General features: G+C 61.7%; 12 protein-coding genes. 4 read left to right on the top strand and 8 right to left on the bottom strand.

Annotated elements, in window-relative coordinates; genetic code table 11:
- Window positions 1-167: 167 nt before the first annotated feature.
- Together nhaA and FHS64_RS00480 are read left to right on the top strand one after the other, a co-directional pair.
- Complete coding sequence (gene nhaA / locus FHS64_RS00485) at window positions 168-1,370, top strand: Na+/H+ antiporter NhaA (RefSeq protein WP_167174094.1); 1,203 nt, start codon at window positions 168-170, stop codon at window positions 1,368-1,370.
- Between the two features lie 255 nt (window positions 1,371-1,625).
- Window positions 1,626-4,223: a TonB-dependent receptor gene (locus FHS64_RS00480; RefSeq protein WP_167174091.1), complete on the top strand. Its 2,598-nt coding sequence runs from the start codon at window positions 1,626-1,628 to the stop codon at window positions 4,221-4,223.
- A 93-nt stretch (window positions 4,224-4,316) separates the two neighbouring features.
- Here the strand turns inward: FHS64_RS00480 and FHS64_RS00475 are convergent, their stop codons facing one another.
- The 7 genes from FHS64_RS00475 to motA all read right to left on the bottom strand — a co-directional run bounded on the left by FHS64_RS00475 (window position 4,317) and on the right by motA (window position 13,034).
- Window positions 4,317-4,769: an ASCH domain-containing protein gene (locus FHS64_RS00475; protein WP_167174088.1), complete on the bottom strand. Its 453-nt coding sequence runs from the start codon at window positions 4,767-4,769 to the stop codon at window positions 4,317-4,319.
- A gap of 67 nt (window positions 4,770-4,836) precedes the next feature.
- Window positions 4,837-7,926 carry an efflux RND transporter permease subunit gene (locus FHS64_RS00470; RefSeq protein WP_167174085.1) on the bottom strand — a complete coding sequence of 1,030 codons (3,090 nt, stop codon included), beginning with the start codon at window positions 7,924-7,926 and terminating at the stop codon, window positions 4,837-4,839.
- Window positions 7,927-7,937: 11 nt separating this feature from the next.
- A complete protein-coding gene (locus FHS64_RS00465; protein ID WP_167174082.1) occupies window positions 7,938-9,074 on the bottom strand; it encodes an efflux RND transporter periplasmic adaptor subunit in 1,137 nt (378 codons plus the stop codon).
- A gap of 141 nt (window positions 9,075-9,215) precedes the next feature.
- Entirely contained in the window at window positions 9,216-9,647 is a 432-nt protein-coding gene (locus FHS64_RS00460; protein WP_167174079.1) for a DUF6491 family protein, read from the bottom strand.
- Between the two features lie 42 nt (window positions 9,648-9,689).
- Complete coding sequence (gene mnmC1 / locus FHS64_RS00455; protein ID WP_167174076.1) at window positions 9,690-11,489, bottom strand: FAD-dependent 5-carboxymethylaminomethyl-2-thiouridine(34) oxidoreductase MnmC1; 1,800 nt, start codon at window positions 11,487-11,489, stop codon at window positions 9,690-9,692.
- Between the two features lie 109 nt (window positions 11,490-11,598).
- Window positions 11,599-11,856, bottom strand: coding sequence for a hypothetical protein (locus tag FHS64_RS00450; RefSeq protein WP_167174073.1), 258 nt, complete (start codon window positions 11,854-11,856; stop codon window positions 11,599-11,601).
- 311 nt (window positions 11,857-12,167) lie between these two features.
- Window positions 12,168-13,034: a flagellar motor stator protein MotA gene (motA, locus tag FHS64_RS00445; protein WP_167174069.1), complete on the bottom strand. Its 867-nt coding sequence runs from the start codon at window positions 13,032-13,034 to the stop codon at window positions 12,168-12,170.
- A 127-nt stretch (window positions 13,035-13,161) separates the two neighbouring features.
- On the opposite strand from motA, the gene FHS64_RS00440 reads away from it, so the two are divergent.
- On the top strand, window positions 13,162-13,956 hold the full coding sequence (locus tag FHS64_RS00440) for an alpha/beta fold hydrolase (RefSeq protein ID WP_167174066.1): 795 nt from the start codon (window positions 13,162-13,164) through the stop codon (window positions 13,954-13,956).
- An 82-nt stretch (window positions 13,957-14,038) separates the two neighbouring features.
- Here FHS64_RS00440 and FHS64_RS00435 read toward each other — a convergent pair whose 3' ends face one another.
- Window positions 14,039-15,841: a long-chain-acyl-CoA synthetase gene (locus FHS64_RS00435; protein ID WP_167174063.1), complete on the bottom strand. Its 1,803-nt coding sequence runs from the start codon at window positions 15,839-15,841 to the stop codon at window positions 14,039-14,041.
- Window positions 15,842-16,216: 375 nt separating this feature from the next.
- Between FHS64_RS00435 and FHS64_RS00430 the strand changes: the two genes are divergently transcribed.
- Window positions 16,217-17,323 (top strand): hypothetical protein, encoded by a 1,107-nt coding sequence (locus FHS64_RS00430; protein WP_167174061.1) that lies wholly within the window; start codon window positions 16,217-16,219, stop codon window positions 17,321-17,323.
- Window positions 17,324-17,368: the final 45 nt, after the last annotated feature.

Raw genomic sequence — 17,368 nt, 5'->3', positions numbered from 1 at the left:
CGCAGAGATCAGGCACTGGCTTCTGTGACGCTTATCAGCTGTCCGTTGCGGTGTCAGGCCGGCGTTCGGGTGCTATGCTCTGTCGAGTATTATCCCTTGCGAATCCGGTCCGGCGTCCGTCGATAACCTGACGCCATGAAGTTCAACCCGATTATCGGATCTCTGACGTGGCCAAGAAACTTACACTCGACTTCCTGAAAACGGAGGCGGCCTCCGGTGCCGCACTCGGCCTTGCGGCGCTATTGGCGCTGGTGGTGGCAAACTCGCCGTGGGCGGGGGATTATTTTAGCTGGCTGAAGGCCGAGCATACCCTTCAAATCGGCCCGCTGGTGCTGGTGGAGACCACCTCCAACTGGATCAAGGAAGGCCTGATGGCGGTCTTCTTCCTCGTGGTCGGTCTCGAGATCAAATACGAAATTCTCAAGGGTGAGCTGAGCAATCCCAAGAAGCTGGCCCTGCCGATTATTGCGGCGCTGGGCGGGATGGTGGCCCCCATCGGGGTCTATCTGGCGATCAGTAATTTGATGGGCGGCCCGACGCAGGGGTGGTCCATTCCGGTGGCCACCGACATTGCCTTTGCGCTGGCTGTCTTTGCTCTGGTGGGCAAGAACCTGCCGTCGTCCTTGCGGGTTTTCCTGCTGACACTGGCCATTGTCGACGACCTCGGGGCGATCATGCTGATTGCGGCCCTGTTCAGTCAGGGTGTGCAGTGGCTGCCCTTGTTCGGTGCCATCGGGGTGATTGCTGTGATGGCGGTGCTGGGGCGCTGGCGTCTGGCGGCAGCCTTCTGGGTGCTGGGCTTTGGGGCCATGTGGTGGCTGACGGTCAAGTCGGGGCTTTCGACCTCGCTGATGGCTGTGGCTTTTGCCGCCATCGTGCCGGTCAATCCGCGTCCTGAAACGGGGGCCAGCCCTCTGCGCGATGCGATGCATGACCTGCACCCCTATGTGGCGTTTCTGGTGCTGCCGGTCTTTGCCTTTGCCAAGGCGGGGGTCAGCTTTGCGGGCCTGTCGCTGGAACAGTTGTTTGCGCCGCTGGTGGTGGCGATTGCGCTGGGCCTGTTTATCGGCAAGCAGATCGGTGTGTTCGGGGCCGCATGGCTGGCGACCAAGCTTAAGATTGCCGACCGTCCGTCGGGCGCGTCGTGGCTACAGGTCTATGGTGTCAGCCTGCTGTGCGGCATCGGTTTCACCATGAGCCTGTTTATCGGCGTTCTGGCGTTTCCGGGCGCGGTCGATTCACTGGAACAGGTCGAGGTCAAGCTGGGTGTAATCGGCGGTTCGCTGCTGTCGACGGTAGTGGCGGCGCTGGTCCTGGGGCTGGCGTCGCGGCGTCAGGCGAACCGTACGATCAAGAAAAATGAGGACTAAACTCACGCGAACTTGAAAACCCTGCAAATACCTTGACCTAACGTCATCCAAATGTGTCGCTTTCACGCCACAGAAGATGATGATGCGGCATAAAACTCTGTTCGCGTAACTTGGTTGTCTTGTCGGTTTCCCAGGCTTGGCTTACCCAATTTGATACGGAACTGCCGTCGATGAACGAGCGGCAGTCCGATTGGGACAGGAAACGGGCGCGGTCGCTCAAATGCGGTCGGGCTAAAGCCGGGAGCCGTATTAGCTATGCGATTTAACACCAGACTCCGTACCACAGTGTCGGCCGTCGCCTTTGGCGCGGCATTCAGCATCGGGGGTGTTGCTGCGGCACAGGACGCACCAACCTCGGTCGATGACATCATTGTCACGGCACAGAAGCGCGAACAGAGCCTGCAGGAAGTGCCGATTGTGGTCACCACCTTGTCGCAAGCGACACTGGATGGCGCCGGCGTCAAGGACATCAAGGACCTCCAGATTCTGACCCCGGGCATGACGGTCACCTCGACCCAGTCCGAGGCCTCGACCACGGCGCGTATCCGTGGCGTGGGTACGGTGGGCGACAACCCCGGTCTGGAAAGCTCGGTCGGTGTGGTGATCGACGGTGTGTACCGTTCGCGCAACTCGGTCGGCTTTGGCGATCTGGGCGAACTGAGCCGCATCGAGGTCCTGAAGGGCCCGCAAGGCACCCTGTTCGGCAAGAACACCTCGGCGGGCGTTATCAACATCATCTCCGAGGCTCCGTCCTTCTCGCCGGAAGCCAATTTCGAAGCCACAGCCGGTAATTTCGGCGCATGGGGCGTGACCGCTTCGGTCACCGGCCCGCTCAGCGACACAGTGGCTGGCCGTCTTTATGTCGGCACCCGTAAGCGCGACGGCTTCTATGACGTGGTGACCGGAAACGGCCCGCGCACCGAAACCGACGACCAGAATCAGGACTTCTGGACCATGCGGGGCCAGTTGCTGATCCTGCCGTCGGAAAACGCCTCGATCCGCCTGATTGCCGACTATACCAAGCGCGATGAATATTGCTGCGTGGCCTCGCAGGTTCGCGTCGGCCCGACCGTCGGTATCGTCAATGCTCTGGGTGGTCAGATCGCCGCGCCGACGCCGGGCTTTGGCGAGGTGCCGTTCAGCCGCACCACCTATTCCAACCGTGGCACCGGCCAGACCATGGAAGACATGGGTCTGTCGGCCGAAGCCAATATCGACATCCCGTCGTGGAATGCGACCTTCACCTCCGTGTCCTCGTGGCGCGCATGGGAAGGCATCAACGGCATGGACCTCGACTATTCCACGCTGGATATCATGTACCGCGAGAACAACGGCGGTTACGGCTATTCGCTGGATAATGTGACGCAGGAATTCCGTCTGGCGGGTGCGACCGACAAGCTGGACTGGCTGTTCGGTGTGTTCGCGACCCGCGAGCAGATCCGCCGCGATGACAGCTATTATATGGGCGCGCACTACACGCCGTTCCTGTCGATGCTGTTGTCGTCCTCGCTGAACGCGGCCAATCCGGCCATTCCGATCAGCCCGGGTCTGGCTGGCTGTATTACGGCTCCGGGCATGACGGCGGCGGGGATTGTAGGTTGCGTCACCGGCCAGACGGCCCCGACCGGCCCCGGTTTCGGCAGCGGCCATGCCGTGCAGGACCTCTATACCCAGACCACCCAGTCTGTGGCCCTGTTCACCAACAACACATGGCGCGTCACGGACAAGTTCGATCTGACGCTGGGCCTTCGTTACACCATGGACGAGAAGAAACTCCGTGGTCTGCAGGATAATGTCGGCATTAACGGTCTGGCCTGTGGCGGTGCCATCGGCAATATGACCGCGCTGGCGACGGCCTTGGGTCAAGGCAATCCGGTCGCCGGAGCGCCAGCGGCCCAGACCATTATCGGCACCATGTGCTTGCCATGGGCCAACCCGCTTTATGACAACCGCCGCATCTCGGAATCCTTCGACGATGGCGAGTTGAGCGGCACGATCAAGGCCAGCTACAAGTTCAATGACAGCGTCATGCTGTATGGTTCGTATGCCAAGGGCTACAAGTCCTTCGGCTATAATATGGACCGTGTACAGACGGGCATCATGCCGAACGCCTCGCTGCTGTTCCCGTCGGAAACCGTGGATAGCTATGAAATCGGTCTGAAGAACACCCTGTTCAACCGTTCGGTCCTGCTGAACCTGACCTATTTCGACCAAACCTTCGAAGACTTCCAGCTGAACACCTTCCTCGGCACGGCCTTCGTGGTGGAGTCGATTCCAGAGCTAACCTCGCGCGGCGTCGATGCCGACTTCGCATGGTTCACGCCGGTTGAAGGTCTCGTCCTGTCGGGTGGTTTCACCTATACGGACACCAAATATGGTGATTTCACCGCTGCAGACCTGACCTCGCCGGGTAACTTCCCGCAACTGTCGCTGCTGCCGGGCGCGCGCGCTTCGTTCGCACCGGAATGGTCGACCACGGCGTCGGTGGCGTTTGATCGTGACATCGGCAACGGATTGAAGTTCGGCTTCAACCTGACCGGCAAATATATGACCGAGTTCAACACCGGTTCCGACCTGCTGCCCTACAAGATGCAGGACGGTTTCGGCGTACTGAACGGCCGTATCACCTTCGGTTCGGACACGGGTCGCTGGGCGCTGGAACTGTGGGGCCAGAACATCACGGATACCGAATACAAGCAGGTGGCTATCAACCAGCCCCTGATGGGTTCGGCCTTCCAGAACACTGTCCAGCCGGACGGCAGCTTCTATGATCCGGCCCGCGACAGCCAGACCTATGCGGCCTTCCTTGGTCAGCCGCGCACCTATGGTCTGACCCTGCGCCTACGTTACTGATCTGGCGTTACTGATCCTGTAGGCAATCAAACAACTGGGCGGCTGGAGTGATCCAGCCGCCCTTTTCTATGCGTGAAACAGAACGGTTGCGGCCTACAGCACGCGCTCGAAATGCTCGCAGACGATGAGCAGGTCATCGTCCACGCGAATGCCCGTGCCTTCCAGAACGCGGCGATAATAGGCTTCGTGGGCGGCGCGCCACCACGCCAGCGTCTTGTCGCCTTCGCCTTCGCGCAGGGCAAAGGCTTCGTCGACATCGCCCAGACGGCGCACCTCGATCTGTGTGGTTTCAATGATGGCGACCGCCTCGCCATCCCATGTCGTCACGACCGAAACATCACCGACGCGGGCGGGGCGCATGTCAAACAGCTTCAGTTCCTCGACCGAGGCCGCCGTGGCGCGCTTGATGCCGCGCACGACCAGATCGGCACAGATGTCGGCGTCCTGTTGGTTGTCGCAGAAGTGGAAACTTTCATACGGCTGTTCGGGGGCGTCGGGATGCAGGGCGCGATAGCGGTCCCATAGCGCGCGGGCAGAAGGGGTCATGGTGCGGGTGTCCGGACAAAAAAAAAGGCCTCCGGTTTCTACACCGGAGGCCCCGGTTGGAAAGGGTCTAGTATTTGCTCTTGGTCACGCCGTCCGCATGCTGTTTCTGGCTGGCAAACATGCGAGCCATAATGCGTCGGGCGAACTTGGCCACGTCGTCGATGATGGTGAACACGGCCGGAATATAGAGCAGGGACAGGAAGGTCGAAGAGATCAACCCGCCCAGCACAGCCACCGCCATGGGCGAGCGGAACTCGACATCGGCGCCGATACCGATGGCAATCGGCACCATGCCCGCACCCATGGCAAAGGTGGTCATCAGGATCGGACGCGCCCGCTTGTGGGCGGCGTCCATAATGGCCTCATAGCGGCTCATCCCGCCGCGTTCGGCCATGATGATATAGTCCACCAGCAGGATGGAGTTTTTGGCCGCAATCCCCATCAGCATCATCACGCCGATCAGGGCCGACATAGAGAAGCTCTTGCCCATGAGGATCAGGCCGATAATGGCCCCGCCAATGGCCAGAGGCAGGGCGGCCATGATGGTGACGGGATAGGCGAAGGATTTGAACAGAAGAGTCAGAACCGCATACATCAGCAGGATACCGCTGATGAAGGCGATGCCGAAACCGATCAGCATTTCCTGAATGAACTCCTCGTCACCGGCGGCGACCTGACGCACGCCATCGGGCAGGTTCTTGACCGACGGCAGGTTCTTAACGGCCTGAGCCGCAGCGCCGGTGGTGGTGCCGTTCAACTCGGCACGGATCGAGACCAGACGGGCGCGGTCGCGGCGGCTGACACTGGCCGGACCGGCACCGAACTCGACATCGGCTACGGCACTTAGCGGAACCGAGGTGCCGCTTGCGGTCGGAACCCGCAGGTTCTGGATGACCGACAGGTCCTCGCGGGCGCTTTCGGTCAGTTGCAGACGGATCGGCACCTGACGGTCGCCCAGATTATATTTGGGCAGATTCTGGTCGACATCGCCCAGCGTAGCAACGCGCACCACCTGCGAGATCGCGCCGGTGGAAACACCCAGCAGGGCGGCTTCGTCAGGACGCGGTGTGACAATGATTTCAGGACGTGCAATCGACGAGGTATTGACCACATTGGCCAGTCCCTTGACGCCGCGCATCTCGGCTTCGACCTTGCGGGCGGTCTCTTCGAGAATGGCCGGATTGTCACCCAATAGCGCGAACTCGTAGCTGGTACCGTCACCGGGGCCACCGCCCTGCTGGGCGATACCGGCACGGATACGCGCGCCCGGAATCTGTTTCAGCTCGTCAACAATGACGCGCTGGAACTCCTGTTGCGACAGGCTGCGATCCCCCTTGGGCACCATGTCGGCATAGATATTGGCCTGACTGACTTCTTGGCCGCCGATAGAGGCATAGACAGAGATGACCTCGTCGCGGCCGTTCAGAACACGCGTGACCTGCTGCACGACGGCATCGGTCTGGCGCAGCGTCGATCCGGGCGGAAGCTCGATCTGGAAGGCGGCGCGGCTTTCGTCGGCCGGCGACATGAATTCGAACGACATCTTGGCGATGCCCGCGCTAACGAACGAGCCGACGAGGAAGACGGCACCGAAGATGAAGACCAGCCAGCGATGGGCAAGGCACCATTTCAGGGCCTTCAGATAGGACGGCATCCATTTCGGATCCTTGTCCTCATGCTTGGTGTGTTTCAGCATGTAGGCGGCCATCAGCGGCGTCAGCGTGCGGGCCACGACCAGCGAGAAGAAGACCGAAATACAGGCCGCCAGCGCGAAGGCCTTGAAGAACTGGCCGATGATACCGGGCATGAAGCCCACAGGCGCAAACACGGCGATAATGGTGCCGGTGGTTGCCACAACGGCCAGACCGATTTCGTCGGCGGCCTCGAAGGCGGCATCATAGGGCGGTTTGCCATCGCGCATGTGCCGCACGATGTTCTCGATTTCCACGATGGCGTCATCGACGAGGATGCCGATGGTCAGCGACAGGGCCAGTAGTGTCACCACGTTCAGCGACTGGTCCATCGGGGCCAGAAACGCGAATGTCGGGATCAGCGATAGCGGCATGGCCGTGGCGGCAATAAAGGTCGCGCGCCAGTCCCGCAGGAAGATGAACACCACGATGACGGCCAGCACAGCCCCCAGCGCCAGCGCTTCCAGCGAGGCCAGATAGGATTCCTCGATATATTTGACCGAGGAGGTGACCTCTTGAATGGTCAGGTCCGTGCGTTCGGCATTGATGGCCTCGATTTCCTTGCGGACCTTTTCGGCGACCTTGACCTCGGAGGCCTCGCGCGAGCGCAGGAAGTTGAAGGTCACAGCCTCTTGGCCGTTATAGCGGGCGATACGGCGCGGCTCGCCCCACTTGTCGACAACCTGACCCAGATCGGACAGGCGCACGCTGCGGCCATTGCCCAGCGGCACAAGGGTATTGGCCAGTTGCTCGACCGAGGTGGCCGAACCGATGGTGCGTACCGAGCGCTCCGATCCGGCGACCGTTACGCGGCCACCGGGCATGTTGTTATTGACGCTGGTCAGGGCCTGACTGACCTGCGCGGCGGTGACGCCGTACGAGGCCAGACGTTGCGGGTCCAGTTCGACACGGATTTCGCGGTCCACACCGCCCGAGCGGTTGACCTCGCCCACACCGCCAAGACCCAGCAGGCGCTTGGAAATATTGTTGTCGATATACCAGCTGATCTGCTCGGGCGACATGGTCGGCGAGCGGACCACATAGGTGATCAGCGCATCGCCGGTAATGTCGATGCGCTGGACCATCGGTTCCTGCATGTCTTGCGGCAGGGTGGCGCGCACGCCGCTCATGGCATTGCGCACATCATTGGTGGCGCGTTCGGTATCTGTGCCCAGTTCAAACTCGATGATCGTGGTCGAAACCCCGTCACCGATGTTGGAAAACACGTTGCGCACGCCAGATAGACCGGCAATCGAGTCCTCGACAACGCGCGTAACCTGCACCTCCATTTCCGAGGGCGCAGCCCCCGGACGGACAGCGGTGACATTGACCAGCGGGAAGTCGATATCGGGGTTGTTATTGATCCGCATCGAGCTGAACCCCAGCAGACCGCTAATGGTCAGCAGCAGGAACAGCAGGATGATCGGGATCGGGTTTTTAATCGCCCAGGACGAGATGTTGTTCATCGCTCTAGCCCCTATTTACGGGCTGCGGCAGGGGCCGCGGCGGGCGTGGTCGCAGGCGCGGTGGAGGAGGCCACGGCGCGGGCGACAGTGACCGCATCACCTTCATTCAGGAAACCTGCGCCCTCGACCGCGACACGGGCACCGACGGCCAGACCGCTGACCGAGGTCTGGGTGTCGCTGCGCATCAGCACCGTAACCGGCACGAAGCGGACCTTGTTGTCGGCCTCGATGACGAACACGCCCGACTTGTTATTGCGATAAAGCACGGCACCGGTCGGCACGACGGTCGCATCGCGGGTGCCTGCCGAAATCTCGGCACGGGCAAACATACCGGCTTTCAGACCGCTGGAAGGATCAAGGCTGATACGGGCCAGACCCAGACGGGTTTGTGGGTCCACCTCGGGAGTGACGATACGGATGGTGCCGACGCTGGGCGTGGCTTGCGAAGAGGTGATACGGGCGCTCTGTCCGGCCGCCAGAGCGGGCAGGTCGGTTTCGGGAACCTGTGCATCCAGTTCCAGACGGCCGTCGCGCACGATGCGGAACAGTTCGCTGCCCTGCTCGATGATCTGGCCGCGTGTGACGCTGCGGCGGATAATCAGGCCCGAGACGGGGGCGCGGATGATGGCCTGTGAGACGCGGGTGCGCGTTTCGGCCAGCCCTGCGCGGGCGGCGGCCAGATTGGCGGTCGAGGCGCGCTGGTTGGCCAGTGCCTGATCCAGCGAGGCCTGCGACAGGAAGCCTTTTTCCTTCAGTTCCTGTGCGCGGCCAAGGGCGGCATCGTCGCGCGCGGCATTGGCCTCGGCGGTCTGCACATTGGCCTCTTGCTGGCGCATCTGGGCGCGCAGTAGGACATCGTTCATCTGCACCAGAGGCTGGCCCTGACGCACATAGCTGCCTTCATCCACATGGACGACCGTGGCGTTCAGGCCGCCCGTCTCGGCCCCCACCGGCACTTCTTCCCATGCACTCACGGTGCCGGAGGCGACGACCATACGCGGCATGCTGGCCAGGGTTGTGGTGATCGCACTGACGGTTGTCGTGGAAGGGGGTTCCGGCTTTTTCTCTTCACCACAGGCGGCTAGGCCGAGGGTCAGGACACAGCTTGTGGCCAGTAGGATGCGGGACGACGGGCGGAACGTGCGCATAAAATCTATGATCTCTCAGACGAGAAAAAGTAGGAGTGCCAGCCAATAAAAAACACCGGCACATGAAAACCGTGCCGGCGTTTCTAGCGGTTTCTTCGATGCGAACCAACTGCGAACAACATACTATTACGAGAATGTAAGTTAAGCGACAGGCGGGCTCTCGGCACTGCCCGAGACGGGTTTGGCGGCGGGGTCGACAACCACGCGCTTGACGACGCGGACGCGGCAGGGCGTGACGGGTTCCACACCGCCACGGGTGAGAACGCGGGCCGTATCGCCTGTGCAGACGCGGGTCATGCCCAGATCCGGTATCAGGGCGATCCCGAAGGCATCATCAAGGTCATTACAGACACCGAATGCCTCAAGTTCGAAGGTCCGGTTGCTGTCAACCTGCAGGTGTATGGTGTCACGTTTGGGAGCGGTAAAGCCGCGCACCTGATCACTGAAAAAGCATTCTCTCGGAGAGGTGCCCGCTATATCGGCGCTGGTCTTGGATCCGTTTCCGGCGACGGGGGCGCAGGCGCTGACCATGGTGAGCAGAGCAAGGGCGCTTGCGTATTTCAGGTTCATCATTGTGAACTCCAGGGGCGTGAAAGACGACGCATTACCTTCCACCTAAACTGAACGCGTGATGAAACGTTCCGGTGACAGGCGCGCGACCCATTCAGCGGGCAGGGGCGAGGGCGTTTTACAGACGGTGGCGGCCAGATGTTCGGCCAATAATGGCGAGGCACAGAAGCCGCGCGATCCCATGCCACCCAGTATGTGCAGGCCGTCTTCCAGAATGCCGCAGACCGGCAGACGATCGGGCGTGGTGGCCCGCACCGCGACACGGCGATGCGTCGTGCCTTGATCCACCTGTTTCAGGCGTTCGGGCAGGGTGGCGCTCAGGGTGTCGCGGTTGCGGGCGCTGGCTTCGTCGGAGATCACAGGGGCGGTCACGCCGCGATCATGGGTGGCTCCGTAAAGCAGTCCGTTTGCGGTCGGCACGCAATAGCCGCCCCATGCGACGGCGCGGGCATTTGATGTCTCGCCCGTGCTCCAGTCAGCCTGTCCGGCAACGGGGGCGAGACCAAGCTGCGGCGCAAGGGCTGCATTGCCCCAACCAGCGGCGAGGATCACATGGTCGGCCTCGGCGATAACAGCGCCGTCGGCATCCAGTATCTGCCAGCCGTCTTCGGTGCGGTTCAAACTGGCGGCGGTGGCTTTGATAAACGCACAACCCTCCAGCCAGACGGGCAGGACCGAGGCGGGCGACAGGGCAAAGGCGGTCTTCATGTCCAGTCCGCCCTTGCTGACCGGTTCGCCAATAAGGGCCGAGGCGTCATCGGTAGTCAGGCGGGCCATGCTGTTGTCCGGCCACAGGGGCTGGGCGGCGATCTTGTCGAAACGGACGGCGTCGCGGGCCATGTGTGCCAGATGGATGACGCCGTGCGACAGGATGGCCCCATCTATCGCGCCATAGAGCTGTCCGGCACGTTCAAGGCACTGGGCATAAAGGCCACCGATAAAAGCATCGCCCGCATCAAGGCGCGGCGTGACCAGAGAGGCGGGAAAGCCCGAGGCACCCGCCCCCGCATGTTCGGCCTCAATGAGGGTCGGGTTGTGGCCCAGAGCTTTGAAGGCGCGGGCAAGGCTGGCCCCCGCAATACCGGCCCCGATAATGGCGATGCGAGGGCTTGGTGATGCGGGCGCTTCACCGTTCATGCGGGCCTCCAGCCGTTCGCGCTTGCGACCGTGACCGGCTTTTTTCTCGACCACAAAACCGTTGGCCGACAGGGCGCGGCGCACGGCCCCCGCGACCGTAAAGGTCGCCAGATGGCAGGCGGGGGCCGAACGGGCGGCCACGCGGGCCATGATGTCTTCGGACCACATGCCGGGATTGAGGGCGGGCGAGAACCCGTCGAGGAACCATGCATCGGCCTTGCCCTGCCATGCATCCAGCGCCCATTCGACCTCGCCGATGGCAAGGTCAATGGTGACGCCCCAATCGTTCAGATCGATACGGTGGAAACCGGGGCGGTGGCTCGGCCATTGGTCAAGAATGGCGCGGGCAGTGTCTTGGACATCGGGCCATGCAGCAAGGGCGCGGGCGGCTTCTTCGCGCGACAGCGGAAAGCCCTCGACCGAGAACACATGCAGTTGACCGCCTTCGGGCCGGTGCTGTCGCCACAGGTCGATCAGGGCGATGATGTTCAGCCCCGTACCAAAGCCCAGTTCGGCGACGGTGAAATGTTTGCGGCCCTGCCAGACGGCGGGCATGTCGCAGCCGCCCAGAAACACAGCGCGGGTTTCGGCAAGGCCGTCATCTTTGGAAAAATAGACATCGCCGAAACGTCCCGAGCGGGGCGAGCCGTCTTCGGCCCAGAAGAGCTGCGGGGAGTGCGATTGCGTTGTGGCGGTGTCGTCAGTCATGCCCAGCGGCATAGCCGCGTTTCGGGCATGAAAAAAGGGCCGCCCGAAAGCGACCCTTTTCCCTCACGAAGCGTAAGCCCCGTGAACCAAGATAGAAATCTTAGTTGGCTTAGGCAGCCGGAGCAGCCGGAGCAGCAGCCGGAGCAGCAGCAGCAGCGTCAGCAGCCGGAGCAGCAGCAGCGTCAGCAGCAGCTTCGGTTGCAGCGGCAGCAGCGTCGGTGGCTTCAGCAGCTTCGGTGGTGGCTTCAGCAGCAGCGTCGGTGGCTTCAGCAGCAGCTTCTTCAGCAGCCGGAGCTTCAGCAGCCGGGGTGCAAGCAGCCAGGGCCAGGGCAGCAGCCGAAGCGGCGATCAGGGCAGTGATGCGCATGTTGTGTCTTCCTTCAGAAGGTTTGAGGCGGGGCGAAAGCCTCGCTGACAGACAGATAACGGGATCGTGAGCGGAATCGCAAGCGAAAATCTCACGCCTTCGTGAAGTCGGCTGTGGAATGCGTGATTATTTCTCTTATTGATTGAATTTGAATGATAAAATTTATGGGTCTGTCTGGCTGTTTCAAGCGGTAATTGCGGCTTTTGGTCACAAGACGTGCCGTTTTCCGTCCAAAAACACGAAAGCCCGACCTGCACTATTGAGGTGCAAACCGGGCCGTCAGAACGCGAGTCGTGTGGTGGACGGGAACCTTAGATGCTCGGAACGGTCGCGAGGGCTTCTTCCATTTCGGTAAAGCTGGGCTGGCTGGTCGAGGGAATGTCGCCACGGCCGATCTCAACGGAGATCTGGGCAGCATTGCCGTGCAGGTGGGCGACCAGAACCGACTGGATGATTTTATAGAAGGCGCTTTCTTCCTCGACGATGGCATTCAGTCGCGAAGAGAACGGCCCGACCAGACCATAGGCGAGGAACACGCCAAGGAAGGTACCGACCAGAGCGCCGCCGATCATGCCGCCCAGAACTTCTGGCGGCTCGGTGATGGAACCCATGGTTTTGATGATGCCCAGAACGGCGGCCACAATACCCAGAGCGGGCAGGCCGTCGGCGAGGGTTTGCAGGGCATGGGCCGGAGCCAGTGCCTCGTGGTGGTGTTTTTCCAGCTGTTTTTCCATGGCGTCCTCGATCTGGTGCGGATCTTCGAGGTTCATGGTCATCATGCGCAGGGTGTCGCAGATGAAATCGACAGCGAAATGGTCCTTCATCACCTTGGGGTATTTCTGGAAGATCGGGCTGTCGGCCGGCTTTTCGATATGGCTTTCCAGAGCGATCACGCCCTTGGACTTCATGGTCTTGGACAGCTGGAACAGCAGGCTGAGCAGGTCTTTATAGTCCTGCTTCTTCCACTTCGGACCTTTGAAACACTTGCCCAGACCGGCCAGCGTACCCTTGATGACCGGCATGGAGTTGGAGATCAGGAAGGCGGCGATACCGGCCCCGAAAATCGCCATCAGCTCATAGGGCAACGAGTACAGAATGGTCGCCATCTTGCCGCCGTGCAGCAGGAAGCTGCCGAACACCATGGCGAACAGCATAATGATGCCGATTATCTGGAACATGGGCGACCGAGGCTCTGGAGTGGATCAAACTTGGACTTCTTGTGACGGTTAATGCTTAAGGCGAGGTTTCAACCGCAAGCATTTCCGGGATTGGCGCGGCCTATATTCGTTGGCTATGGACGCGCCCATGTCCGAGTTTGCTGCGATTACCCCGACCGAGTTTGAAGCCGATAGCCCGCATGGCCCGCTGTACGGGCAGGTGTGGCGGGGGGATGACGGCCAACTGCCCATCCTGATGCTGCATGACTCGCTGGGGGCAGTGTCGCTGTGGCGCGATTTTCCGCAGCAACTGGCACATGCGACGGGGCGCACAGTGGTGGCCTATGATCGTGCCGGATTTGGTCGCTCAGTGGTGCGGACCAAACCTGTGGCCGCCAGCTTTATTGCCGACGAGGCGCATGAGGGCATCTTGCCGGTGATGCAGGCGCTGGGGCTGGAGCGGGTGATCCTGCTGGGGCACAGCGTGGGGGGCGGCATGTCGCTGGCGGCCGCCGCAGCCTTGCCCGAACAGGTGGCCGGTGCGGTGACGATTGCGGCGCAGACCTTTGTCGAGGAACGCACCCTTCAGGGTATCCGCGAGGCGAAGCTGGCCTTTGCCCAGGATGGCCAGATCGAGCGACTGGCCCGTTATCATGGCGAGCGGGCGCGCTGGGTGCTGGACGCATGGATCGAGACATGGATGGCACCATCCTATGCGGACTGGTCGCTGGCAGAGGTCTTGCCCGAGATCACCGTGCCGGTTCTGGCCTTGCATGGCCAAAATGACGAGTTCGGTAGCGAACGGCACCCGAAGATGATTGCCGAGCTCGGCGGCGGCGCGGCGCGGATGCTGATGCTGGAGGGCATCGGCCACATGCCGCACCGCGAGGCCACAGATCGGGTACTGGCCGAGATCGGCCGCTTTATCGACGCTCTCGGATAAATCCGGTTTCTTGAAACAGGCATAAAAAGAGCGACGCCGGTAAACAGCGCCGCTCTTTTGCCTTCGGGGAGAAGCTTGTGGCCTAGAGGCGCATCTTGCCGGACAGGATGTCCTTGCGGATAGCCTTGGTCATTTCCTGATAGCCGTCCTCGCCGCCACGGACATAGATCACGCCCTTGACCTTGTCGGGATCGAAGCCGTCGGCCACCAGATCGACCTTGCGATATTTAAAGGTGCCGGTCGTCGAGGCCGACTCCATGATCCGTACGAAAATCGGTCGGGCATAGGTCGGCAGTTCCGCTTCGGCGCGGGCGGCAAAAGCCTTGGCGTCGAAGCTTGTATCGGGATCAAGCACCAGACCGACCATACCGGCCTTACCGTCCTGTCCGGCGATCTCGACGCCATAGGCGATGACTTCCTGAACGCCCTCGGCTTCGGACAGATGCTGTTCGACCTCGGCTGTCGAGACGTTCTCGCCCTTCCAGCGGAAGGTGTCGCCCAGACGGTCCATGAAGAAGACATAGCCGTCCTTGTCCTGACGCATCAGGTCGCCGGTGCGGAACCAGCGGTCGCCCTTTTTGAACACGTCGGTCAGGATTTTCTTCTGCGTCGCGGCCTTGTCGGCATAGCCGGTGAAGTCGTGCTTTACCGAGCTACCGATCACGCCGATCGCTTCGCCGGTATCGCCAACGCGCACCAGCTTGCACATGCCGTTGGGCAGGCGGATCGGCTCGCCATTATCGTCCAGTTCAATGATGCGCAGGTTCAGTTGCGACTTCAGATAGCCGGGCACACGGCCAATGGCCCCCGCCTTGCCGCCAAAATTGAACAGCGAGACATTGCCCTCGGTCGAGCCGTAGAATTCGAGGATGTTGCCGATATTGAACCGGCTCTGGAACTCTTCCCAGACATCGGGGCGCAGGCCGTTACCAAAGGCCAGTCGCAGCTTGTGGGCGCGTTCGTCGGGGTTTTCCGGCGAGTTGACCAGATAGCGGCACAGCTCGCCGATATAGACGAACATGGTGGCTCCGGTGGCTTTTACATCGGGCCAGAAATTGGTGGCGGAGAAGCGACGGCGCGTCACGACACGCCCGCCATTCAGCAGCACAGAGCCGACACCGACCAGACCGCCGGTGGAATGGTAAAGCGGCAGGACGTTGAACAGCACGTCCTTCTGTGTCGAGCCGGTGGCACCGGCAAAGGCGCGCATATAGGTGCGGGCGCGGGTATGGGTGATGCGCGCGGCCTTGGGCAGGCCGGTGGTGCCGGACGTATAGATGTAAAGCGCGGTGTCGCGGTTGGTCAGACCCTTGCGGATGCTGCGCTGCGGACGCACCGACGAGGCACTGCGGACAGCATTGTCGAAATCGCGGCGGTTATTGCTCTCGTTGGCTTCACCCAGTCCGAGAACCCACAGCATCATGTCGCGCTCGACCAGACCGCGTGCATCATCGACGGCCTGCCAGCAGTCTTCATCCGAGATCACATTGAACCCGCCCGAAATATTCAGGCAGTGGGCCAGGGCCGGACCGGTCAGGTTGTTATTGATGAGGGCGGTGGTGACGCCGATCTTGGAAAAGCCGAACCATGCCGCCACATATTCCACGCGGTTGTGCATGATCAGGGCGATGGTATCGCCGCGCTTCAGATTGCGACCGGCTGCCCAGTTGGCATAGCGGTTCGCCAGCGCTTCGAACTCGCGATAGGTGAGTTTACGGGTTTCGTCCTCGAAGGCGACATTGTCGGGATATTTGTCGACAGCCTCTTCGATGTCGTCACAGATCAGGACATCACTGTCGAGCGTGATGGGCTTGATCCTTCTCAGGAGACGCAGCAAGCCTCCGACGAAGCGGATTTCGTGCTTGATGTTCGCCGCCATACCCATGAACGCGTCACCTTTCCCTGTGAATATTTTCTTTTGTGATGGACGGCCTGTCGGGCGCGGTCAACAGCCGGAAGCAGAGCTTTGTGTCATTGTTACTTAAAACAGTGAAGATTGCGTCTTTTTGTCTAACCCAAGGTCAAGATATAGGGCGACCTTAGGTAAACTCCCGCTGGCGGGGGAGCGTTCTGTGCAAGTGGGGGTACCCCAAAGCTGTTTCGGGGGGATGCGGACTTTGCATTGGCCGCGCCAGAGGGCTGCGAATATGATATCGGCGATTTATATTCTGGCGACGGGCTGTCGATGACGGCCAAGGTCATAGATTTGTCTGCATCTGTTGATGGTCTGTCCGCAACCGAGCGGAGTGTTGGAGAGCGTATGTCGTCCAAATCGTCCACGAACACCGGCGAGACGCCACAGGGTGAAAATCCGGCCTCGCAGACGCCTGTAGAACCCGCGACCGATCCGGCAGCGGGCTTCCAGCGCGGGCGGATTGTCTGGGGGCGTCCGCCACAGCCGGTGTTCCGCGCAGGGCCGTTGCCGCGTGACGAGGGTCTGGCGCGCCTGATGGCGATGCCACCGCACCCGCAGGCGACGAAATCCACGGTCAAGGGCTCGGTCGCCGCGGGTGTCACAGGCGGCGGCAATATTCCGCAAGCGGCGCGTGGCGCATCTGGTGGCGTTGGTGGTGGCTTGGGTGGTTTCTCCAATGTGCCACAGCGTCCGGCCACACCCGCACCCGCGCCGACAACAAGGCCTGTGCCGCAAGCGGGCATACTGGGTGGCTCTCTGGTGCCGGCGGCCAAGCCGGCTGTGGCCCCTGCCGCAGCGCCAGAAATGGCACCCGTCAAAACCGCAGACAAAATGCCCCCGCAGATCGAGGACGACATCGTGGTGATGTCCGAACTGGAGCCGGTGGTGGCCCCGCGCCGTCCGCGACAAGACGCGCCTGTTTCTGCCGCTGCCCCCGCACTGGCCAAGACGGGGGCCAAGACGGGGGCCAATACCGTGGCCAAGTCTTCCCTCGCATGGGGCAAGTGGGCGGTGGCTGCTGGCGCACTGGTGGTGGCTGCGGGCGCGCTGTTCTGGTGGATGAACCGCGAACCGGCTGCTCCTGCTATTTCTCCCGTGACGACCCCCGCAGCGGTTGCTCCCGTAAGCGTGGCACCGGATGCGGCTGTCGAAACCGTGCCTGATGCCGCGCCTGCACCCGTACAGGCGAGCCAGACTGCTCCGGCAGTCGCTGCACCTGCCCCGCGCACCGCAGCGGAACGGGTTCGTCCGTCTGTCCCTACACCGGCCCCGCGCACTGCTCCGGCACAAAGCGCACCTGCACCCGTCGCGCAGCCCGTTGCACCGCCTGTCGTCGTGCAAGTGCCAGTCGAGGCTCCGGCACCCGAACAGGCACCGCCGCCGACTGTTGCGGCCCCTGTAGAGGCCAATCCCGATGCGCCGGTGGTAACGCGTCCGCAAAAACTGGACTAAACAGCCCTGATACAGACGTGGTGCAGGGGCGCGCCACGTCCTTGC

The sequence above is a fragment of the Brevundimonas terrae genome, from assembly GCF_011761985.1.
Taxonomy (GTDB): Bacteria; Pseudomonadota; Alphaproteobacteria; order Caulobacterales; family Caulobacteraceae; genus Brevundimonas; species Brevundimonas terrae.
The sequence above is the reverse complement of the archived record's forward strand: the minus strand, read 5'-3'. Positions and strand labels throughout refer to the sequence as shown.